Below are 22,329 nucleotides of genomic sequence, written 5' to 3'. Positions count from 1 at the left end.
TGATCCCTCCGATCGCGTTCAGTTTAAGCATCGCCCCAAGTTCACGTCAGCGGGTTTTTAGGGCATCGCTATTCGTGGGCTTATGCACCCTCTGATGCGTGCGATCACTTCTTTTTAGGATCGTGCGCGTGGTGACTGTCCCGCTCTCCACCGCCTCCGGAAACGTGGCTTTGTGATCGTTTATCGCTATCGGCCGAAGGCTTATTGATCTTGAGCGGCTTTTTTGCATTCTCATGAGATGCACCTGGTCCGCCTTGGCGGATGCTTGCGGGTGTTTTAGTTGAAGTCGACATGATGCTTTCCTAGCGATCCTGCTGTAGGCCCTGATGCGTCGTATTGATCTTTGTGTTTCCTTGCTGCCCCTGCTTTTCCACGTTGGGCGCGGATGATCCGCGTTCGACTTTCTCAATTGGGGGTTTTCCGTCTTCGCCGGTTCCTTTATTACTACGATTGGCTTTCGGAATGAGCGGTTGTTTCGCGGTCATAGCTTGAATCCTTAGTTCGTCTACCGCTTTAAGCGCGACCAAGATAGCGTCCTGCTTTTCTGTAGCGCCGCAGGTATGGGCGACCCGAGTTGCACAAAGCAACGTCCGAACATGAGGCGAGCAAGTTTGTTCCCTTTTGGTCAATTAGAATAATTGACGGCGCAAAAACAGGCGCTGGGCTTTCCGACAGGCTCTCTCTTGCTGTCGCCGCCAGCACCCGCTGGCACTACAGGACCGTGTAGGGATAGTGAAGCTAAAGCTTGTCAGCCGCGTGAAGCGGAATTGTATCAACATTCCGTGCTCAAATTGCTTCTCGGGCGGTTCAACAATCCTCGATCAAAAAAGCTGTTTGATGAAATAGGAGCACGCGACAGTTCCCCGTCGGAGATACCCCAGTCGAAGAAATTTAGAAGAACGAACAACGGGGCGGTCATGCACCAAATATGGAAGGAGTAGCCCGCTTGTCGTCGATAGGAGCCACGACGATTGTACTCTTGACTGGCAATCTGGAATGGTGGCTCAGGATGACAAGGGACTTTATTGATAGGAGCGTACATAATAACCGCATTGGTCTACGGCTTCATGAATCTTCTGTGCAAGTTCAACTGAGTTCGGCGTATCACTGTGGATTAGAATTGAGTCCACACTCATATCTATTTGATCACCGTTAACTGTTTCAATTTTGCCTGTTTCCAACAATTTGCAAATGCGCCGCGCGACAGCTGTACTGTCATGCATGACACCACCGTTTTGCCCACGGCCAACAGGAACACCAGCCTCTGAATATCCGCGATCAGCAAGAAAGGATTTTACGAGTCTGACATTCTGCGATTCAGCCTGATGGGCTGCAGCGGTGTTCGGGAGTCCGATGAAAACGAGAGCGGGATCAAAGGCTTTCATAGCGGAGATCAATGTTTCTGCCACGTCATTGTCGGTGAAAGCGAGGTTGCCGAGTGCGCCATGAAAATTTGCGTGCGTTAGTCTCGCACCGTGATGTTGGGCTATTGCGGATAAAGCACCCAATTGCGTGATCGTTGTCAGTTCCAACTCTTTCAGCGACAGTTTCATCATACGACGTCCGAAGCCCTCACGGTCAGGAAAGCCGATATGCGCACCGATGGCGACTTTGTTCTTGAGTGCCTCACGAATTGTTTTGTCCATAACGACGGGATCGCCCGCATGAACACCACAGGCAATATTGGCGGAGGAGACAATTTTGAGTAATGCCTGATCGTCGGCCACTTCATAGGCCCCGAAGCCCTCACCGAGATCACAGTTTAAGTCAATCGCTTTGTCAGACATGTCATAATTTCCTTATGCGCGAATGCTGGCAAGTATCGTATTATAACCAACGATGTTCCCGTCGTTCGCGTCGAACTGTTCTAATATTCCGGATTTTGGGGTTTTAACCTCGAAAATCAGATCTCCTGTCTCAAGCCAACCCAGCCGCTCGTTTTCAACGACCGAAATGCCAGCCTGCAGCGCGCGGTCGGTAATTTCCTTTCGAAATATTCCTGGAGTAAAGGCACGAATAGCCAGAGCTTCTCCATGTGTGGCCGTTTCCGGCGCAGCACTATCGAGCCAGAGTTCCAGCTTGGTATGTCCGGCTGAAATGCAGACGTGGCTGATACCTGCAGTGGCTGCATGGTCGCTGACCGCACGAATAAAATTACCAGTAAACAGTGTCATGCAGCTTTTTTCCTGACCATTTGCCATGCGAGCGTCGCCTGCGCTTCCAACTGGTTTAAACGTAGTTCGCTGGCACGGGCGGCGGCAATCGCAGTCTCATGATCAGTGCGCGCAAACCGGACGTGGCCCCCCAGCCGCGTCTGTGCAAGTTTGCGTAAATCTGCGCCGATAATAACTCCGAGTTTTGGGTATCCGCCGCATGTATTCGCGTCATTCATCTGAACAACTGGCTGGCCTGATGGTGGCAATTGAATAACACCTGGCAAAATACCGTGGGAGAAGAGTTCAGTTTTTTTAATCGCTTCGATAGTTGGCCCTGCGAGGCGGTAGCCGATGCGATTGCTGTCGGGCTGGATACGCCAGTCACTTTCTAGAAAGCTTTGCTGCATGGAACTATCGTGGTTGTCCCACTCTGCAGCTGGAAGCATTCTGATCACGTTGTCAGTCTCAAGTAGACCGAACTTTTGCGTGTTGAAACCAAATCCCCGGGCGATTGAAACGTCATGCGCACCAGATCTGAGGGGTAGTTGGTCGCCTGTCTTGAGGGCACGTCCTCCAATACCACCAAAGCCGCCTTTGCGATCGGTTGAAACTGAACCCAAAACCGGCTCAATAGCAAATCCACCGGCAATGGCGAGGTAAGCATACATGCCTTCTCCGGCTGGTGTGGTTTTTAACACCTGACCGGCATGAGCCTGCTGAACCCACCAACCCGGAACAGGAGAACCATCAAGTGTTGAATTGATATTAGTTCCGGTCAGCGCGAAAACCGTATCATGAGGAAAGTGAATTTCAGTGCCACCGAGCGCAATTTCTATTGCGGCTTCATTGCGGGGGTTGCCAGCTAAAATGTTGGCGGCCTGAAAAGCGAGTGGGTCCATGGCGCCACTGGCCGTGACACCGATCTGCCGATAGGACGGTCGACCAAGATCTTGAATCGTCGATAGAATTCCAGGTTGCACAATCTCAATCATGACAGGATGTCCTCAATGATGAAGCGGACACGATCTCCGGGCACAAGCAACGCGGGGGAGGAATGGTCTATATTGAAAAACTCCAAATCAGTTTCGCCGATAACATGCCACCCTGACGGCGACGTGCGTGCTTGTACGGCAGTCTGATCACCACCGATGATCACCGAGCCAGCTTTTACACTCAGGCGCGGCGTGTCGCGGCGGGGCGTTGAGAGCAGTGGATCCAATCCTCCGAGGTAGCCAAATCCCGGCTGGCTACCCAGTGCATAGACAATATAATCGCCGCCAACATGGAGGCGGACAAATTCTTCCGTACTGAGGCCTTTGCTTTGAGCAAGAGCCGGAAGATCTTCGCCGTAAGTGCCACCATATCGTACTGGTATCTCTATGAGCTTTCCGGCGCGTGGACGGCCGTTAGCATTGCTCCATAAGCGGGTGATATGAGTTACTAGTGCATCGCGAGAGAGAATATTTGCATCATACCCAATCAGCAGGTTGTTCATGCCGTGGATTGTTTCCCCAACCCCTTCAAATGTCTCCAACTCCTCACTCAGTGCCCAGAAACGTTCCTGCATCTGCAACGACAAGGCGGCCGGAGGCAATTGGCACAAAACCGCCCGTTCTCCCATGTCAGAGATAAGAAGTGATGTGACGTCGGTCATGCTGCGGTGCCTCCCGCACCAATAATTCGTCTTTCGAGGAAGTGAATATTTGTGCCGCCGGCGCAGAAATCAGGATTTTGCAGAATGATCTGGTGCAAAGGGATGTTTGTTTGCACCCCTTTAAGCCGGGTCATTCTGAGCGCGTTTTGCATGCGCTCGATCGCTTCTTGGCGGTTCTCACCCCATACGATTATTTTTCCGATCATAGAATCGTAATCGCGAGGTATTTCATAGCCCTCTTCGATATGGCTATCGATACGGGCATGTTCGCTTGATGGCACAATCCATTCGCTGATTATACCTGGTGAAGGCAAGAAGCTTTGCGGATCCTCAGCGTTGATGCGGCATTCCAGTGCGTGTCCTTTAAGGATTACATCCTGCTGTGAGAAACCCAGCTTCTCACCCCGGGCAATACGTAATTGAGCCTGAACAATATCAACTCCGGTAATTGCTTCTGTTACCGGATGTTCAACCTGTAAACGCGTATTCATTTCAATGAAATAAAGCGCACCATCTTCGTAGAGGAATTCGAAAGTACCAGCACCACGGTAATTGATCTGACGACAGGCTTCCAGACACTGTTCTGCAACCTGACTTATCAGGTCACGACTGATATGCGGGGCTGGCGCCTCTTCGACGATTTTCTGGTGTCGTCTTTGCACTGAGCAATCTCGCTCACCCAGCCACACACCATTTCCATGACTATCAATAAGAACCTGAATCTCGACGTGGCGTGGATTGGTCAGAAATTTTTCGAGATAAACTTCCGGGTTACCAAACGCGTTTCGTGCCTCTTCACGCGTAATGGCGATGGCATCAGAAAGCTCTGCCTCATTATGGACAACACGCATCCCGCGACCGCCGCCACCGCCGGATGCTTTGATGATAACAGGATAGCCTATTTTTCGTGCCAGATTTTGCTGTTCGGAGACCGAGCTGCTGAGTGCCCCCTCTGAACCGGGAAGGCATGGCACGCCTGCCACAGCCATTGTTGTTCGCGCTCTGACTTTGTCCCCCATCAGATAGATTGCTGAAGCTGGCGGACCGACGAAAGTTAAGCCGCAGTTTTCCACGGCTTCAACAAAGCCAAAGTTCTCCGAAAGAAAACCATAACCCGGATGAATGGCATCGGCACCGCAACTCAGTGCAGCAAAAACAATGGCAGATTTATTCAGATAGCTTTCACGTGGTGACGCCGGGCCAATACAAATTGCCTCTTTTGCACGTTGTACATAAGGTGCAGCGGCATCACCTTCGGAATAGGCCTGAACATAAGGAATCTGCATTTCTTTGCAGGCACGTTGGATACGGACGGCAATTTCCCCGCGATTGGCAATAAGCACCTTGCTGATCATGCTTGTGACTCCACTGCAGTGGTTATGCCGAAAAGCTTTTGTGCTGAATCGACAGAAGCTTCATTTTCGGCAAAAATTGCAGCGACGATCCCCTCTTCAGTGGCTGCAACAGGAACCATCGTTTTCATAGCCTCAATCAGGGCAACTGTATCGCCTTTTTTAACAGCGCTGCCGATCACGACATAGGGGGGCGTGTCAGGGGATGGAGCCAGATAAAGAATACCGGGCAGAGGAGCATTGATTACGCTGGTATACTGCGTCTCTGCTTGTGAGAAGGCCGGCGGGGATTTCGCAATGGCGAGTGCTGCGTCTTTTGCATCGCGCCTGAGACGGATTTCTCCATCGCTATCGATTAGCACCAGTTCTTTAACGGACGAGCTGGACATAAGATCCAGCAAATCCTTAACGCGCTCCAGATTCATATGATTGTTTTTCCGATTTACCCATCTTGCCGGACAATGCGATTAGCCGGCGCCTCCATAACGCCCGACGTGACGACAAGGGATTTCTTCCGGGACTTCTTTTGGACAATGCGTCATCGAGTCCCCGACATGTGGCCTTGGTCGAGCTTTAGAAAGATGATCTGGGCTCACAGAGAATAAAAGCGATAAAAATACATAATTTTCTATCGCTTTTTGGAATGTTAATTTTTTAATTCTGATACTGACGTGAGAAATCGCAAATTTCCGCTGCGAGTTTGGCGATGGTGGAGACAATAGCTGCCGGACGATCACTTCGATACATTGCCGAATAGGGAACTGAGGGAAGAGAGGGTAATGTCGGAATGATTTCCAATTTGCCCTCATCCACCAATGGCTGGAAACAATCCCGGGGAACATAGCTCAGGCCAAGACCGGCGATCGAGAAACCGAGAAGGGCGGTCATGCTGTCACTCGACAAGAGTTTTGGGAAAATGACACCTTCATTGCGAAACCATTTTTTTAGGTAAAGCCCGGAGCCTGATCGTCCACCTTGAGACAGAATAGGATATTTTGTAAGCTCCGACAGAGACACGCTATCTTCGAAGTCTACCAGTCCAGGTTTCGCCATCCATGCGTTTTCTACCTGTGCCAATGGAATCGCAATAACGTCAGGATCAGCGAATGTTTCGGGGATCACGATAAAATCCATTGAACCATCGCAGAGTTTTTCAAACAACGTTCGGCTCATGTCCACTTCCGGTTCAAGCAGTACAGATGGAAAACTTGCTCGGAGTTCTGTGACAAAACGCGGCAGCCATGTGATGGCAGTCAATTCCGTTACACCAATACGCAAGCGATAAAGTGGTTGCTGGGCAGTGTCATGCAGTGCCTGAATGCGATCTGTTAGCTGCAGCATTTCCTCTGCAATGGCAAAAAGATACTCGCCTTGTTCGGTAAGCCGCGCCCCGCGTTGTGAGCGGTCGAAAACCGTAATGCCTGTCAGTGCTTCAAGCTCTTGTACCCGTTTAGAAATAGCTGATTGTGAGGTGTTGAGCCGCAATGCAGCTTTTTCAAATGTGCCCAGATTGGTGATCCAGTAAAGCGCTTCCATTTGTTTTACGGTTACACCGGTGGTCATTGACGTCATTCCTAAAAGAGATGAAATTTTATTATTATTTATCGTTTTTCAGAATGAAAATAAAGCATCACTTTATGTTCAGTTTGTCGGGCAGCAACCTGATCCCGATTCCCAACCTGGAACAACTGATGTCAATTGAGCTTTCAAAACGCGTTCTTGATCTGAAACCATCTGCCAGTATTGCGGCCAAAGCTAAAGTGCGCGAGCTGGAAAGCCAGGGTTTCAAAATCATTGATTTCACTATCGGTGAGCCGGATTTTGCAACGCCACCACATATTATCGATGCTGCAATCGACGCACTCAAAGCGGGTGATACGCATTATACTGCAACGCAGGGCACGGATGCACTGCGCGCCGCAATTGCAGGGAAACTGAAACGTGATCATAATATAGCTTATGACGCCCCAGAAATTGTTGTCGGTGTTGGTGCTAAGCAGCTGATTTTCGAAGCGTTTGCTGCGACACTGAACAAGGGCGATGAAGTGATCGTTCCTGCACCATACTGGGTTTCTTACCCGGATGTTGTTGCCGTTAATGGTGGCACGCCGGTCATTCTTGTCTGCGAGGAAGAAAACGGTTTCAAGTTGTCGCCATCAGCGCTTGAGGCGGCCATTACGCCAAAAACCAAGTGGCTTATTCTGAATTCCCCGAGCAACCCTACTGGTGCAGTCTACAGCGCCGAGGAACTGCGCGCATTGCTGGCAGTTCTTGATCGTCATCCGTATGTGGCGATCATGACGGACGATATTTACGAACACATTGTTTATGATGGGATGACCCATTTCACCCCAGTTCAGGTTAATCCGGATTTCAAAGCACGTTGCCTGCTCATCAATGGCATGTCGAAAGCCTATGCTATGACCGGCTGGCGCGTTGGTTATGCAGCAGGCCCCAAGCCCCTGATCGCAGCCATCGGAAAATTGCTAGGGCAGAGTACAACCTGTGCAAGCTCAATCAGCCAGGCCGCTTCGGCTGCAGCTCTGAATGGCGATCAGCAATCGGTCAAAGATATGTGCGCAATCTATAAACAGCGTCGTGACCGGATGTGTGAATTGCTCGCTGAGATTCCGGGTATTCGCTGTGCGACACCGGAAGGTGCTTTTTATGTTTACCCATCAGTTGAGGGATTGCTGGGTAAGGCCACACCAGATGGTCGAGTGCTGAAAACCGATCTTGATGTGAGTATGTATTTTCTTGAAGCAGCCAATGTCGCTGTGATGGACGGCACGTCATATGGTCTTTCGCCCTATCTGCGTCTGTCTTTTGCGACTGCCATCGAAACAATCGAGCAAGGCTGTGAGCGCATTGCGCAAGCCTGCGCAGCACTCCGCTGACCAAGGCCTACATCAGAAAAATAACATCTTACACCGGTAGCAGCTTTTGCCGCCGGGTCATTTCCGGAGATTACATATGACAGGAAATCGTCGTTTGCAGTGTGCTGTGCAAGCCAGTTCTGAGTTGATTGCGGCCTTCGCAAAAATACCCGTTGCCAATATCAGTGATAATCTTGAGCGCCTTTCGGGTGCAGTTGGCATTCGGCCTTATCACAATGGTTCGGTAATGGCGGGGACAGCTCTTACAGTTCGCACCCGCGCGGGCGACAATCGTGCCATTCACGACGCGCTGGAAATGATCCGTCCGGGTGATGTGATCGTAGTCGACGGTGGTGGCGATACAAGCCGCGCTCTGATTGGCGAAATTATGTCTTCGGTTGCTGCAATGCGTGGAGCGGCTGGCTTTGTGCTGGACGGTGCTATCCGCGACGCAGCAAAGGTTGCAAAGTCAGATTTTCCGGTATTTGCGAGGGCTGCTATTCATCTTGGGCCTTATAAGAATGGCCCGGGTGAAATCAATGTTCCCGTCAGCATTGGCGGTATGACAGTCAATCCGGGCGACATCGTTATCGGCGATGCGGATGGCATTGTGGCTTTCCCTCAGGAAATTGCTCAGGAACTTTTGAAAGCGTCGCAGGAGCAGTCGGCTAAAGAAGAAGAAATTCTGAAGGGCATCGCTGCGGGACAATATACCGGCGTCTACGCAGAGCATTGAACGCACTAAAAATAACAATAAAAGAGGTGAACATGACAACTACACATTCTGCGGCAAGCCTAGCCGCGCGTCTGGACAGGCTGCCTATTCTTGGCTTTCATAAAAAATTCCTGCTCCTCGTTGGGGCAGGGATGTTCTTCGATTCCTTCGATATTTATCTCGCAAACTCGGTGCTGGCGACACTCAAGCAATCGGGTTGGTCGACGCTTACACAGAATGCGACATTCCTTTCAGCAACCGCTGTAGGGATGCTGATCGGCTCTTTGTTGGCAGGTATTTTGGGCGACCGTTATGGACGCAAGTTTACCTACCAGTTCAATCTTGCCATTTTCGGCTTTGCAGCAATAGCCTGTGCGTTTGCACCGAACATGGAGTTTCTGATCGTCGCGCGCTTTATTAGTGCAATTGGTATGGGTGCAGAAAACATCATCGGCTACGGTATCATCAGTGAGTTTGTCCCACCTGCTTATCGCGGGCGCTGGGCTGCACTTCTGTCGTGCATCGCGCAGGCAGGACTGTTCTTTGCGACACTGACCGCATGGCTTGTCATCCCAACCATGGGCTGGCAGATGATGTTCATCATCGTTGGCATTGGTGCGATTACCGTTCTTATCGCTCGAAAGAACATTCCTGAATCTCCGCGCTGGCTGGCAAGCAAAGGACGATTTGAAGAAGCGGCGGCTGTCGTTGCTGAAATTGAAAAAGGGACAGACGTTTCCAAGCTGCCACCTCTGACGATTGATCGCACCACGACGCAGAATATCTCGGCTGACTACAAGACTTTCGATCCACGCTTCAGAACATCGCTTATCGTTGCTGGCATTGCGATGATCGTGCAGAGCGTCTCGATCTATGGTTTTGTTGCCTGGGTACCAACTATTCTGACCCAGCAAGGTATCTCGTTGAATGCGTCTCTGCTTCAATCAGCATTCATGACGCTTGGCGGACCTTGCGGTGCTCTCCTCGCTTTCATGTTGACTGACCGTATCGGTCGTCGTCCCGCAATCATTGGTGGTTCGCTCCTGGCTGCGGTCGTTGGGCCACTATTTGCACTGGTGACGTCACAGGTTGCGGCAACGGCTTTAGGCTTTGTGATGTTCACGATTATCTATTATCTCGTGTCCGTCGTTCAAGCTGGCTATCTGCCAGAGCTGTTTCCGACACAAGTTCGTATGCGTGCTACCGCCGTTGCCGTGATGGCAGGACGTTTTGCAAGCATTGGTGTTCCTTACGCAATTCTGTTCTTGCTCAATGGCTGGGGCTTAATGGCTGTCGTTGCAATGGTTTCTGTCTTGCTGGTTATCCAGATCATTGCGATCGCTCTTGCCGGTGTTGAAACCCGACACAAGAGCCTTGAAGCAATTACAACAGAGACGATCACATCCCGATAAGCGCGCTGCTTGTCCTTCATCCCGGCATGGCTTTTCTAAACGCTGTGCCGGGTCTTTTTTCGGGGCTGCCTCGTAAACCGGGTGCAGCTGGCTAGGATGCAGCACCTCTACCTGTGTTGCGCTTGCATTTGAAACGGTCCCCAACCATGCACAGTCAAAAAATCCAAAAAGCAATTGAGCTTGCTGAGAATGCAACACGAAGCGGTCCTCCTCCCCGTCCGGGCAACCCTTATTTTGGTGTTGGTCCGATTACCGACGGCACGGATGGTATTCTGGCCTCGCAGCAGATCAACTTCGAGTTTGGACGTTGGCTGTCTGCCAATTACCGCAAATATGATGATCGGGGCAGGGACCTCGGTGGTTTTACTGTAGCTGAAATCGAACAATCCATGCATCGCGGCTATCCAGCAGATAAAATCATTCTGGATATGATGCGTGAAATTCACAGCTACTTCGGTTTTTCTGAAGAGAACCGCCTGGCTGTTGGCCTTGGCGGGGGGCATAGCGGTTTTACCAGCTGTATCATGCATCTCATGAACACGTCTCCAGACTGCAAGGTATATATCGATACGCCTGCCCCGGAGAAAGATGATGCAGTCGGTGCAGGCTTTTTCCGACAGTCATGGGCAGCACAGATTTTAGACATGCAGTGTCGGGCCAAAAACGGTGACGTCAGTCGAGTGCATTTCGCAATATCTGAAGGGATGATACCTGAGGCGGAATGGCTGAACAGCAAGCGCATTCGTCTGTTCATTGGCGTTGGCCATGAAACAACCGGTGCGACCAGTTACAGTTCGGCGGATATCCGCAATCTCTGTGACTGGATTGATGCAGATCCGGATAATCATCATGCAGTTCTGGACGCAACGTCCCTGTTAGGTGCAATGGCGTGGGAGCAGTCGCTCATCAAAGCTGTTATGGAAAAGTGTTGCCTGTTCACGCCACTGCAAAAGGCCATTGGTGGTATAGCAGGCTACTTCGTCGCATCGTTCACGCCATATGCACTAGCGCTTGTAGAGCGCAATCAGCAAAACCAATCCTGGTTTATTCCTCGACAACTGCGGCTGACTGCGCCACTTGATCCGAAGCGACCGCTGAGTGGGCAGTCGAGCGTGGAGATTGGGCCCTTTTATGATCCGTCTACCGACAGAATGCTAGGCGGGGTGATTAATACTTATAGCGCTTTGGCGTTCGCGCGCACGACGTTCGGTCTAATGCGTGTTAAGAATAGAATTGGCAATATTGAAGCTTTGAACCGTGCATCGGTACGCAATCGCAATGTGATCGCGGACTGGACTAAGGCGCATTCATTATTGTCTTTGACAGTCAGCGACATCGAACGGCGCGGTGCTGCGGTCACATTGCTGAGCGTAAATGACGCGGATATTGATGAGCCTGCAACCCACGCCCGAATTCTTGCGAAAGCAAAAAGTTTGCTGGGCTACGAGGGCATAACCCATGCAGATGGTCGTCATGAGGCAGGGCTTTGTGCAGCGTTTTATATCAATGCTTTTCCCGGGACACCGGGAGATTTCCGTGCATGGGTAGGCGGAGTGCGCAGTGAAGAGGACGTTCTACTTCTGCTGGAAAATCTGCAATATGCCTGGCAACGCGCGAAGATTGCCGTTTTGCAGTCTGACTACCATGACACCTTCATTGCGCCGGATATTGCACAGCGCATGCCTCTTAAATCTGAGGTGTCTATTTCTTCAGATCAGGCAGAGCAGTTGTCGGAACTACGCAAAAATGCTGAAGATCTGGCAGCCTTATCCGTTGCGATGCTCGCTTGCCGGGCTGATGAGTATCCTCAGTTAGTCAAACATTTTGCAGCACACTGGCAACGGCTTTCCGGCTCAGCAGCCGCTGTGAATCCGGTTCTGGATTGAGCTTAAAACTGAGAGCAACAATCAATTGCAGTTAATTTCGAGAAAGTATTTATTCATTGAAAAAAGTACTTATTTGCGACCTGGTTGGATTGAAACTCGATCACAGTGGTTGCCCGGATCATTCTGAGGTGGCGGAGTTTATCCGCGCGCAGGGTGGCGTATTTCACAAAGGCGGCGTTCTGGAGAATGCAGCAGAAGCGCGTGCTGATGCAGTTAATTTTTATTATCTGCCGTATCTGTCTTCGGGTGAAGAAATGACGCAGGCAGGGAATGAAAGTTATGATGCAGTTATTGCTGCTGCGACTTTTATTCCATCACAGGCACGGTTTAGTCTTGGCGGCGTACGGATCGGTGCTGGGACGGGGAATATGGGGTCGGCCTCATGGGGCGGTGGCACCGGTGTTGGCGGTAGTGCGCCGCTAATGAACACGCCGGGCAGTAACAGTCGCGCCACAGCACAGATGGTGATGAAGGCAATTCTGAGTGTGATGCCCGACCTGCCGCTTGATGATCTGCATGACCAGGTTCTGGCCGGGCGTTTTGATACGCGGGTTCATATTCAGGCTTACCCGACAGAAAAACTTGAGGGTAAACGGCTCGCTGTCCTTGGATTCGGTAATATTGGCCGTGAGGTCGCAAGGCTCGCAAAAGCCTTTCAGATGAATGTAACCGTCTATGCTCGTTCCGCGCATAAAGAGCGAATTCTCAATGCGGGCTTTGATTACAGCGATGATCCAGTTGCCGCATGTGTCAATGCAGATATTCTGAGTGTGCATGTAGGGCTTGGCCAGCGCGACGCGACTAGCGGCTCCTATCTGAACTGCGGCATTGTTGGCGCTCCACTGTTAAAGGTGATGCGGCCGGGAGCCATTGTGGTGAACTTTGATCGTGGAGAAGTTGTCGATGTTGCAGCCTTGTCGGATGCGATGCAGGTTGGACAGGTGCGTTACGCGTTCATTGATGCAGATATTTTCTGCGATGCGAAAACGGGGCGTCTTAGCGGCCCACTTGCACCCTATATTGAGCCTGCCCGACAACTTGGAGGGAGAATGAAGCTTTATCCGCATATTGCCGCTGATACTGATCATCCATCGCGCGTTGCAGGTGCAAAACAGGCGGTTTTGCAGATTATTGAAGCAATGTGTAACAAGCGTGTTCGCAATCTGGTTGGCGATCTCCCGGATGGCTACAAACTTGCCGTTGATGAAGCAGCTAACACAACTGAATGAGCATTTGCATGATTGCCGACGCAAAAGCATTCTTCGACGGCTTGTTTCGTGCAGCTGTAGCCGCGGCTGATCCAGCCTTGAGTATCGGTAGGTTTTTGCCAGCAAAACCAAAAGGCCGGACAATTGTGATTGGGGCTGGCAAAGCTTCATCACAGATGGCAGCTGCGCTTGAAAGTATATGGCAGGGACCACTCGAAGGCGTGGTTGTCACACGCTATGGTTATGCTGCAAAGTGTGATCGGATAGAGATTATTGAGGCAGCTCACCCTGTTCCTGATGAGGCGGGGTTGCTCGCAACGCAACGCCTGCTCGGGTCGATATCCGATCTAACAGATGATGATCTGGTAATTGCCTTAATATCGGGAGGCGGCTCAGCGTTACTGCCCTCCCCACCCGAGGGTATGTCACTCGCCGATGAGGTTGCAATCAACGATGCGCTCCTCGGATCTGGTGCACCAATTGCAGCGATGAACACAGTTCGTAAGCAGCTTTCTGACATCAAAGGAGGGCGCCTTGCTCTGGCCGTCTGGCCTGCCAAACTTGTGACGTTGGTCGTCTCTGATGTTCCAGGCGATGATCCGGCGCTTGTGGCGTCAGGGCCGACCATTGCAGATCATACAACACGCGCAGACGCGCTTAGAATTATTGATGAATATAAAATAAGGCTGCCAAAATCGGCAATCCGTCATTTGACTTTCTTTAAAGATAATGCGCCTTCGCCCTGGGATGAGCGTCTTTTGACTAATGAAATTCACATAATTGCTTCGGCGTCGCTTTCTCTCGAGGCCGCTGCCGAATACGCGAGAGCGCAGGGAATAGAGGCCGTTATTCTTTCGGATTCCATTGAAGGAGAAGCTCGCGACGTGGCTGGAGTACACGCAGCTCTCGCCCGTGAAATCAGCTTGCGCAATCGACCTTTTCGTAAACCCATCCTGCTACTGTCTGGTGGTGAAACGACGGTCACGCTTCGGGCGCGAAGTGGTAAAGGCGGTCGCAACACTGAATTCTTACTCGCCCTCGCTATCGCTTTGCAAGGTATCGACGGTGTATCGGCATTTGCGGCTGATACAGATGGTATTGATGGTTCTGAGAGCAACGCCGGTGCGTTCGTGTTGGCCGATACACTCGTGCGGATGCGCAAAAATGAAATCGATCCTGTCCGGTCGCTCTCCAAAAATGATGCGTGGACGGCGTTCAACTCAATAGGCGATCTCTATGCACCGGGCCCCACAGGAACCAATGTGAATGACTTACGGGCTATCCTGATTACGTAACGGATCGGTATTCGTAGAGTGCTAGAGACCGGTATAAAATTCAGTGTTTGGAATTCTTGACTGGCAATCAGGCAGCCTAACTTGGCTTGCACGTGGCAATTGATCATACCGATAGTCCCGACGTGCCAATGAACAACGAAGCCATCGTTTGGGCCCCTTAGGGTATCAGTACAATCTTGCCCATATTGGCGTTACTCTCCATCCATATGTGCGCATCGCTTGCTCGGTCGAGTGGGAAGGTTTGATTGATATGCGGGCGGATAATGCTTCGGGCGACGAGAGGAAGCACGGTGCGAGTGACGGTTGTGGCGATGCGGCTTTTCTCGGATTTTGACAACGGCCGTAATGTCGAGCCGAGTAGTGTGAGGCGGCGACGCAAAAGTGGTTCGAAATCAGCAGATATGCGACGGCCGCCCTGCAGTGAAATGATAGCGCAGCGCCCGTCGACGGTCATAGCCTGGAGATTGCGGTCGACATAGTCGCCACCGACCATATCCAGCACAACGTTGACCCCACGTCCCCCAGTCGCCTGGAGCACCGCTTCAACAAAGTCGATTTCCCGATAGTTGATCGCGATCTCCGCGCCGAGACTGCGGCAATAATCGCATTTTGCCACCGAGCCAGCGGTGACGATCACCCTAGCGCCCACTGTCTTTGCGCGTTGGATTGCATGGCTACCGATGCCGCTTGATCCGCCATGGATAAGAACCCATTCACCTTTTTTAAGAGCAGCGCGCTCGATTAGATTGTATTCCACCGTCATGGCGACCTCGGGAAGCGCGGCCGCGATTACGAAATCGATACTATCTGGAAGGGGGATGAGTTGGTCGGCTTCGGCAATTGCGAAATCCGCGTAACCGCCGCCATGCACCAGTGAGCACACCCGCTCTCCAATGCCCATAGGAACGTCTTCGCCTACCGCCGCGATGGTGCCTGCGACTTCGAGCCCCAATGTCGGATCGGCGTCAGCAGGTACAGGATAGACGCCGCGCCTTTGAGAAATGTCTGGCCGGTTTACACCGGCCGCATGAACCTGAATAAGCACCTGTCCTCTTCCAGGGCGAGGCACCGGCACCGTTAGGAGTTTCAAGGCCTCCGGCCCGCCCGGAGCCGGGCATCGTATCGCTCGCATTGTCGTATTGCTGAAGGCGAATATCACGTTATTATCCTTGCGTATAAATAGTAGTGATTGGCGCTTTGCGTCAGGTCAGATGCAGTCTGATTGTCGCGACTCCGGAAAGTCCCGTGACGATTGCAAAGAAACGCTAGGCATCAACCGGGCTCCAATAATTGGTGAACATGTAGCCGGTCGGCAGGGGAGCGAGGATAGCGACACCCCGCCCGAAGCCGATCATCAGACCGATTCCGGTGCCGCGCAGCACGGTCGGATGGGTAGATGGGCTTATGGAGTAAAACGCGGCTACTGCCCCGCTTGCGCAAATACCAATGGCGAAGGCGAGCACCTTGGCAGGTTACTATGCGCCCATGTACAGGCTATAATTTGTCCTCTGTTTTCGATTCGAAATCCGAAGCATCATGACGCTCTCGAAGTTGCGAGGACGTTTCCCCCGATATTCGATTGACCATGCGACCAAGCTTAACAGCAGGCCGCGCAGCTATTGTATCGGACCATTTCACAACATGTTTGTATTGTCCGACCTCTAGAAATTCCGCTGCTTCATAAAGCGAAGATTGAATTAGGGCCCCGTACCAGGGCCATATGGCCATATCAGCAATTGTGTATTCGGGGCCAGCAACATACGCGCTTGATGCAAGTCGACGATCAAGAACGTCGAGCTGACGTTTAACTTCCATGGCGAAGCGGTTGATTGCATATTCAATTTTTATAGGCGCATAAGCATAAAAATGGCCGAAACCACCACCCAAATATGGTGCGCTTCCAACTTGCCAGAAAAGCCAAGAAAGGCACTCTGCACGTGACGCAGTATCGCTGGGCAAAAACGCTCCGAACTTTTCTGCAAGGTACAGCAAGATCGCACCCGATTCGAAAACGGGAATCGGCTTTTCATCACTGCGGTCTACAAGAGCCGGGATCTTAGAATTCGGATTGATATCAACAAATCCAGAGCTAAATTGGTCGCCGTCGCTGATCTTGATTAACCAAGCGTCATACTCGGCACCTTTATGTCCTAATCGTAGTAGTTCTTCCAAAAGTATCGTAACTTTTATGCCGTTAGGCGTGCCTTGAGAGTAAAGCTGCAAAGGATGTTGGCCGATAGGTAGGCCTTTTTCATGGGTGGGACCGGCTACAGGCCGATTGATATTAGAAAAGCGGCTGCCGTCCTTATTCTGCCAGGTCCAGACTCTTGGCGTAGAATAGCCAGATCTATGTTTCATAGTTTTTGGTTCTCTCGTTGTTTTGATTGCAAATCACATCTAAACGCGAGTTACGATTGCGAAGAAGTACTCAATATGCTGAATAACCGTGATCAGTCATAACCAATTGACCTGTTATGCCGCTTGCCGCGTCGGACGCCAGAAAACCCACAGTCGCGGCTATTTCCTTAGGCTGAAGGAGGCGTCTTGTCGGCGTGTCTTCCAACCAGACTTTCATGGTCTCTGGTTGCTCAACACCCACTGTTTTTAGCATATCCGTTTCAGTATAGCCCGGACCTACGGCATTTACTCGGACGTTATGAGGAGCCCATTCAACCCCTGTGACCCGACAAAGGTGAGCAATTGCTGCTTTAGACGTATCATAGCCAGCATGGACTTCTGGTCTAACCGCTTTAGTTCCGGCAATAGAAGATATAGCAACTACAGCCCCCAGCCGTCGCCGAACCATATGTTTTCCAAACTCGCGTACGCAATAAAATGTACCGTCAAGATTGACAGACATCACTCTCCTCCAGTCTGCATCCGTGTGTTCAAGGAAAGCTTTGCCATACCCGACGCCTGCATTCGCAATCAAAATATCAACCGATTTCTCTCCATCATTTAAGTGATCCGCGACCTCTCCAACCGCTCGTGAATCAGTGATGTCAAGTTTGACGGCTGAAACGTTGTGATTTTGAGCAAGAAGTCGCTCCGCTGCTTCGAAGACACGATCATCAGCATCACTCATTACAACTGATGCCCCTAATCCCAAAAGTCTCTCGGCGATCGCGTGGCCAATCCCGCCAGCTGCCCCCGTAACCAAGGCAGTTTTCCCAGTTAAGAGGTAGTCTCGAATGACTTCATTTTGCATAAATTAAGAACCTCGTTTCAGCTTTCCAACTCTGGCATTCTAGAATTTCTCTTTCAAGTGATATTTCTTTGCGGTCTTAAAAGTCAGCGTTATCAATCAGTTACTGCCTAAATGCAGCACTTCGTAGCTTCCGAACACTAGTAAATCGAGTTGACAAATTCTAGCATGTTACCTACTCGAGATTAGGAGCAGGAGAAATTCGGGAGGATTCAATTGTCAATTTCATTGTCGTTAGATGGAAAAGTAGCGATCATAACAGGTGCTGGCAGCGGCATAGGTGCGGCTTCGGCTAAGATTATGGCTGCCGCGGGCGCGAAATTGGTACTGGTGGATATGAACCAGGATGCCCTTGCCGCCATGAAAGAAACGATTAGGACCGAACATCAGGGCGTGTCAGTGATGACAGCGCAAGCGAATGTGACAGATCAGAACGCTGTCATCGCGTATATTTCTGAGGCCCACAAACGTTTCGGACGCATTGACGTTCTTTTCAACAACGCGGGTATTGAGGGTACAGTCAAAGACATCATAGACTATCCTGATGATGTCTATGATCAGGTAATGGCAGTCAATTCGCGCGGGGTTTGGCTAAACCTTAAATACTGTGGACAGATTATGTGTCGCCAGGGCGGTGGCAGTATCATCAATATGGGATCTGTATCATCCCTGATCGGAGCCAATGGCTTCGGAGCATATACCGCAGCCAAGCATGCCGTCCACGGGATAACTCGTAATGCAGCCGTGGAAATGGCTCCTTTTGCGGTTCGCGTTAACGCAATTTGTCCCGGCCCAATTGATACGCCGCTGCAAGACAGGGTAATTGGTGAAATTGGATCGAACGATAAATACGCCGATAGCCTGGCAGGGAAGTCAGTTCGGCAGGTAACTGAGCTAAATATCCCGTTTGGTCGCTTAGGCAGGCCCGAGGAGGTTGCCTCGGTAGTTGCATTCCTGGCTTCCGATATGTCTTCGTACATCACTGGCGCGGCAATTCCGATAGATGGCGGACTCGTCGCGAAATGACGTGAGGCGGATCGCCAGAAGCGCCAATAATTATGTCGGTAGCTCTTGGTAATTGTCGCCAACTTATCCGGTTCGCACTTTCAATTGGTAGAGCAGTTATCTCTGCAACCGGCGACGGAAAGGATTGAGATATTGGATCCGACAATAACTAAAGCGGCAGAAGAAGCGTTTGCAGGATTCCCGACGGTATCTGCCCACAATCTTCAAAAGAGTTTTGATGGACGCATGGTCCTGCGCGATATCTCTCTAAAGGTCAAACCGGGAGAAATTCGGGCCGTTCTTGGTAATAACGGATCCGGAAAATCGACGCTCATAAAAATTCTCACCGGAGCCTATACCTTTGAAGAAGGGGAGGTTGTTTATGGAAATCAACGATTTAAGGGAAAGGTGCCTGCGGAGGCACTGGATGAGCATGGAGTACGCGTTATTCACCAGGAGAGCCCTCTTCCAGCTGAGTTGACAGTTGCGGAGATTTTTGGCCTCCGCAACGGTTTTCCCAAACGGATGGGAATTATCGACTGGAAAACTTTACGGCGACGAACGAATGAAATGTTGTCCGCAGCCGGAGCATCACTACCAACCGACGCATTGGTTTCGAGCCTCGATGCTGCTGAGCGTGCGACGTTAGCACTGTTAACCGCATTGCATAACGCCAACCCGCGGGGAATGACGATTATCTTAGACGAGACCACAGCCGCTCTAAGCTCGAGCGAGGCCAATCGCTTTCTCCAAATTGTTAGAAATTTGGCAGAAGAAGGCGCGGCCGTCATAACGATTACGCACAGGCTTGGGGAGGTCATGGATTTTGCCGATTCAGTTGACGTTATGCGGGACGGCGCTTTCGCGTATTCTTCCAAAGTTTCGGAAACCAACGAGAAAAAAATTCTAGCTGAACTCAATCCTGGCTCCGCAGTGAACCGCTCAGATGTTCATGGGCGAGAAATCGACAGACGTTTTATTCCATGTTCCTCTTCGGCGGACAGCGGACCGATCCTCACGGTGAAACATGTCACTGCAAATCGCCTGGCAGGAGCGAGCCTTGAGCTCTTCCGGGGAGAAGTTGTTGGAATTCCGATCTCTGTCGGCAACGGTGCAAGCGATTTGCTGCGCTCGATAGCTGGCGCGATACCTGTTACAAGTGGAGAATTTAGTCTCGATGGAAAGGTTTTTCCATCGGGTCATACTCCTGCAACGGCTATAGAGAGAAATTTGGCGTTTTTGCCCGGCGACAGGCTGAAGGAGGGCGGTATTGCGCAGCTTTCTGTTCGAGAGAATATGGCCATGCCGCGCTTCGACTCCTACTGGCTTAATAGCCAGAGCCAAATCGACAATGAAGAACTCGTCTTCAAAGCGCTCGCTGTCTCACCTCCCGATGCCTCACTTCCGTTTGGTGTTCTGAGTGGAGGGAACAAACAAAAAGTACTACTCGGCAAGTGGCTTCTGATGCAGCCGAAGGTCATTCTGCTCGACGACCCAACAGTTGGTGTTGATCCGGCATCGCGTGAGACAATCTTCGAAATCCTGCGCGGCCTCGCGACGAAGGGAGCAGCGGTGCTCTTGACATCAACCGAACCAGCCTTGCTCGCGCGCGTTTGTGACCGCGTACTAATTATGAATGAAGGCACCATAACCACCGAATTCGGTAACGGTGATGTCTCCTATGAAAGGATCAGTCGTGAGTTCAACAGATAACACGGCCAATTTGAAGACACCATCAGGAGCTCACATGAATACGTCTCCATCTAAAATGACCCTCGCTGCCGTCCTTGGAAGGCACGGATTGCTGGGGCTACTAGTCCTTCTATTTATTACCTTCAGTGTCTTCGAGTCTTCGACATTTCCGTCAGCAAGCAATATCAGCACCATGTTGCTGATGCTTTCGGTGCCTGGCATGTTGGCTATTTCTGTCCTGCTACCAGCGATCGTCGGCGAGTTCGATTTGTCTCCGGGTTACTTGTTAGGCTTTACAGCAGTTGTTGCTGCGTCCCTGGGGGGTAAGCTTGGTTGGAACACTGCCGAATGCATAGCGGGTGCGCTCGTGGCTGGCGCGTTGGTTGGGCTCATCAATGGCGTGTTGGTTGCGTATTTTCGCATTCGCTCACTGATTGCAACACTGGGTATAGGTATAGCGCTGAGTGGTCTTAGCGTTGGTGTGAGTGGTTCGCGTACACTTTCTGTTGGTATTCCTGAGGGGATTACGTCGTTGGCAACGACCAATCTGTTTGGGGTGGGGAGCGCGGTCTATATTACAGTCATTGTGTACGTAATCGCATATATATTGTTAGAACATACACCATTTGGCCGGAAAACCTATGCTGTCGGAGGGTCGGAACGCGTTGCAATTCTTTCAGGTCTACCAACAACCCGAATTAAGCTCATCGCCTTTGTCGTGGCGGGTGTTCTTGCGGCGCTGGCCGGGATGTTTCAACTCGGTCTGACTGGAGCGGCCAATCCGAACTATGGTTCGACACTACTACTTCCCGCCTTCGCAGCGGTTTTCCTTGGTTCGACCAGCGTGCAGCCTGGCGTTTTCAATGTGCGAGGAACTGGTTTGGCGGTCCTCGTACTGGGCGTTGGCTTCACTGGCCTCAGCCTGATGGGGGTGCCGTTCTGGTTCGAGCCCGTATTCAATGGGGCGATGCTGCTTGGTGGTGTTGTTTTGTCGAGCCGCGAAGCCCGCAAGGCGCAGGGTCAGACCTGACTATTGTACGACTTCGATCGAATACATAAAAACGAGGATAGATCAGTATGTTTTTGCAAGATCAAGTGGCCATTGTTACTGGTGGCGGACAAGGGATCGGAGCTGGCATATCGCGCACACTTGCTGCTTATGGCGCAAGAGTAATGATTACTGATATCAACCTAAGTGATGCCGAAGCCGTCGCCGCTTCGCTCCGGACGGGTGGACACGACGCTATCGCTGTCAGGCAAGACGTCTCTAACGCAAGATCTATGGACTCTGTGTTAAATGATACGCTCAAGGCGTTTGGGTCGGTAGATATACTTGTAAACAATGCCGGTGTTGCAGCTCAAATTCCTTTTGATCAGATCACAGAACAGCAATGGGATCACGTCACCGGCATTAACCAACGTGGGCTATTCTTCTGTTCACAGGCTGCCGGTAAGCTCTTCAAGCAGCAGCGATCGGGCAAGATCGTCAATATAAGTTCATTCAGCGGTAAGAAGGCTGTTGCGGAGTATACGATCTACAACGCTACCAAAGCAGCGGCCATTATGATCACGCAAACAATGGCTCTAGAATTGGGGCCTTACAATGTCAACGTAAATGCAATCTGTCCCGGAATTGTTCGAACGCCGATATGGGATACCCTCGAACCTGAGCTCTGGGACCGAAACGCCGCTAATATTCCGCTCCAGCGTGGACAGACAGTTGAGGACATCGGTGAGGCTGTAGCCTTTCTGGCTTCAGAACGTGCCCAGAACATCACGGGAGTTGTTCTGGGTGTCACAGGTGGATTGGCCATGTTTTGAGAGAATGACTGGATGCAGGGCGTCGGGGCCATGTAGAGCGCTCGGACGGGCC

General features: G+C 51.2%; 22 protein-coding genes. 10 read left to right on the top strand and 12 right to left on the bottom strand.

Annotated elements, in window-relative coordinates; all coding sequences use genetic code 11:
* Nucleotides 1-104: 104 nt before the first annotated feature.
* The 9 genes from JAU75_RS20810 to JAU75_RS20770 form a co-directional block, all read right to left on the bottom strand.
* Nucleotides 105-293 carry a hypothetical protein gene (locus JAU75_RS20810; protein ID WP_199058409.1) on the bottom strand — a complete coding sequence of 63 codons (189 nt, stop codon included), beginning with the start codon at nucleotides 291-293 and terminating at the stop codon, nucleotides 105-107.
* Between the two features lie 9 nt (nucleotides 294-302).
* Nucleotides 303-485, bottom strand: a complete 183-nt coding sequence (locus JAU75_RS20805; RefSeq protein WP_191192665.1) for a hypothetical protein — start codon at nucleotides 483-485, stop codon at nucleotides 303-305.
* A 537-nt stretch (nucleotides 486-1,022) separates the two neighbouring features.
* Nucleotides 1,023-1,787 carry a 5-oxoprolinase subunit PxpA gene (locus JAU75_RS20800; protein WP_199058408.1) on the bottom strand — a complete coding sequence of 255 codons (765 nt, stop codon included), beginning with the start codon at nucleotides 1,785-1,787 and terminating at the stop codon, nucleotides 1,023-1,025.
* Nucleotides 1,788-1,799: 12 nt separating this feature from the next.
* Nucleotides 1,800-2,201, bottom strand: a complete 402-nt coding sequence (locus JAU75_RS20795) for a hypothetical protein (protein WP_199058407.1) — start codon at nucleotides 2,199-2,201, stop codon at nucleotides 1,800-1,802.
* Nucleotides 2,171-3,148 carry a biotin-dependent carboxyltransferase family protein gene (locus JAU75_RS20790; protein ID WP_199058406.1) on the bottom strand — a complete coding sequence of 326 codons (978 nt, stop codon included), beginning with the start codon at nucleotides 3,146-3,148 and terminating at the stop codon, nucleotides 2,171-2,173. The genes JAU75_RS20795 and JAU75_RS20790 overlap by 31 nt, the downstream gene beginning before the upstream one ends.
* Entirely contained in the window at nucleotides 3,145-3,810 is a 666-nt protein-coding gene (gene pxpB / locus JAU75_RS20785; protein WP_199058405.1) for a 5-oxoprolinase subunit PxpB, read from the bottom strand. Before pxpB ends, JAU75_RS20790 begins: the two co-directional genes overlap by 4 nt.
* On the bottom strand, nucleotides 3,807-5,165 hold the full coding sequence (gene accC, locus JAU75_RS20780; RefSeq protein ID WP_199058404.1) for an acetyl-CoA carboxylase biotin carboxylase subunit: 1,359 nt from the start codon (nucleotides 5,163-5,165) through the stop codon (nucleotides 3,807-3,809). The genes pxpB and accC overlap by 4 nt, the downstream gene beginning before the upstream one ends.
* Nucleotides 5,162-5,587 carry a biotin/lipoyl-containing protein gene (locus JAU75_RS20775; protein ID WP_199058403.1) on the bottom strand — a complete coding sequence of 142 codons (426 nt, stop codon included), beginning with the start codon at nucleotides 5,585-5,587 and terminating at the stop codon, nucleotides 5,162-5,164. Before JAU75_RS20775 ends, accC begins: the two co-directional genes overlap by 4 nt.
* 229 nt (nucleotides 5,588-5,816) lie before the next feature.
* Nucleotides 5,817-6,725 carry a LysR family transcriptional regulator gene (locus tag JAU75_RS20770; RefSeq protein ID WP_199058402.1) on the bottom strand — a complete coding sequence of 303 codons (909 nt, stop codon included), beginning with the start codon at nucleotides 6,723-6,725 and terminating at the stop codon, nucleotides 5,817-5,819.
* Here JAU75_RS20770 and JAU75_RS20765 point away from each other — a divergent pair.
* From JAU75_RS20765 to JAU75_RS20740, 6 genes are all read left to right on the top strand, one after another.
* On the top strand, nucleotides 6,725-8,059 hold the full coding sequence (locus JAU75_RS20765; RefSeq protein WP_371836220.1) for a pyridoxal phosphate-dependent aminotransferase: 1,335 nt from the start codon (nucleotides 6,725-6,727) through the stop codon (nucleotides 8,057-8,059). The two genes, JAU75_RS20770 and JAU75_RS20765, sit on opposite strands and share 1 nt — an antisense overlap.
* A gap of 76 nt (nucleotides 8,060-8,135) precedes the next feature.
* The gene (locus tag JAU75_RS20760) at nucleotides 8,136-8,774 is read left to right on the top strand and encodes an RraA family protein (protein ID WP_199058401.1); all 639 of its coding nucleotides are present in this window, start codon (nucleotides 8,136-8,138) and stop codon (nucleotides 8,772-8,774) included.
* A gap of 32 nt (nucleotides 8,775-8,806) precedes the next feature.
* Complete coding sequence (locus JAU75_RS20755; protein WP_199058400.1) at nucleotides 8,807-10,165, top strand: MFS transporter; 1,359 nt, start codon at nucleotides 8,807-8,809, stop codon at nucleotides 10,163-10,165.
* 146 nt (nucleotides 10,166-10,311) lie between these two features.
* Complete coding sequence (locus tag JAU75_RS20750; RefSeq protein ID WP_199058399.1) at nucleotides 10,312-12,051, top strand: hypothetical protein; 1,740 nt, start codon at nucleotides 10,312-10,314, stop codon at nucleotides 12,049-12,051.
* 56 nt (nucleotides 12,052-12,107) lie between these two features.
* Nucleotides 12,108-13,280 carry an NAD(P)-dependent oxidoreductase gene (locus JAU75_RS20745; RefSeq protein WP_199058398.1) on the top strand — a complete coding sequence of 391 codons (1,173 nt, stop codon included), beginning with the start codon at nucleotides 12,108-12,110 and terminating at the stop codon, nucleotides 13,278-13,280.
* An 8-nt stretch (nucleotides 13,281-13,288) separates the two neighbouring features.
* The gene (locus JAU75_RS20740) at nucleotides 13,289-14,554 is read left to right on the top strand and encodes a glycerate kinase (RefSeq protein WP_199058397.1); all 1,266 of its coding nucleotides are present in this window, start codon (nucleotides 13,289-13,291) and stop codon (nucleotides 14,552-14,554) included.
* Nucleotides 14,555-14,711: 157 nt separating this feature from the next.
* On the opposite strand, the gene JAU75_RS20735 is transcribed toward JAU75_RS20740, so the two are convergent.
* The 3 genes from JAU75_RS20735 to JAU75_RS20725 all read right to left on the bottom strand — a co-directional run bounded on the left by JAU75_RS20735 (nucleotide 14,712) and on the right by JAU75_RS20725 (nucleotide 17,762).
* Entirely contained in the window at nucleotides 14,712-15,686 is a 975-nt protein-coding gene (locus JAU75_RS20735; RefSeq protein WP_199058435.1) for an NAD(P)H-quinone oxidoreductase, read from the bottom strand.
* A gap of 362 nt (nucleotides 15,687-16,048) precedes the next feature.
* Nucleotides 16,049-16,912: a glutathione-dependent disulfide-bond oxidoreductase gene (yghU, locus tag JAU75_RS20730; RefSeq protein ID WP_199058396.1), complete on the bottom strand. Its 864-nt coding sequence runs from the start codon at nucleotides 16,910-16,912 to the stop codon at nucleotides 16,049-16,051.
* A gap of 70 nt (nucleotides 16,913-16,982) precedes the next feature.
* Nucleotides 16,983-17,762 carry an SDR family oxidoreductase gene (locus JAU75_RS20725; RefSeq protein WP_199058395.1) on the bottom strand — a complete coding sequence of 260 codons (780 nt, stop codon included), beginning with the start codon at nucleotides 17,760-17,762 and terminating at the stop codon, nucleotides 16,983-16,985.
* Nucleotides 17,763-17,975: 213 nt separating this feature from the next.
* Here JAU75_RS20725 and JAU75_RS20720 point away from each other — a divergent pair, with 213 nt between their 5' ends.
* The 4 genes from JAU75_RS20720 to JAU75_RS20705 all read left to right on the top strand — a co-directional run bounded on the left by JAU75_RS20720 (nucleotide 17,976) and on the right by JAU75_RS20705 (nucleotide 22,277).
* A complete protein-coding gene (locus JAU75_RS20720; RefSeq protein WP_199058394.1) occupies nucleotides 17,976-18,785 on the top strand; it encodes an SDR family NAD(P)-dependent oxidoreductase in 810 nt (269 codons plus the stop codon).
* 132 nt (nucleotides 18,786-18,917) lie between these two features.
* Entirely contained in the window at nucleotides 18,918-20,477 is a 1,560-nt protein-coding gene (locus JAU75_RS20715; protein WP_199058393.1) for a sugar ABC transporter ATP-binding protein, read from the top strand.
* Nucleotides 20,461-21,486 (top strand): ABC transporter permease, encoded by a 1,026-nt coding sequence (locus JAU75_RS20710; protein ID WP_199058392.1) that lies wholly within the window; start codon nucleotides 20,461-20,463, stop codon nucleotides 21,484-21,486. Before JAU75_RS20715 ends, JAU75_RS20710 begins: the two co-directional genes overlap by 17 nt.
* A 47-nt stretch (nucleotides 21,487-21,533) precedes the next feature.
* On the top strand, nucleotides 21,534-22,277 hold the full coding sequence (locus JAU75_RS20705) for an SDR family NAD(P)-dependent oxidoreductase (protein ID WP_199058391.1): 744 nt from the start codon (nucleotides 21,534-21,536) through the stop codon (nucleotides 22,275-22,277).
* Nucleotides 22,278-22,329: the final 52 nt, after the last annotated feature.

Origin of the sequence: Ochrobactrum sp. Q0168 (assembly GCF_016427605.1) — a bacterium.
Lineage (GTDB): Bacteria > Pseudomonadota > Alphaproteobacteria > Rhizobiales > Rhizobiaceae > Brucella.
The sequence above is the reverse complement of the archived record's forward strand: the minus strand, read 5'-3'. Positions and strand labels throughout refer to the sequence as shown.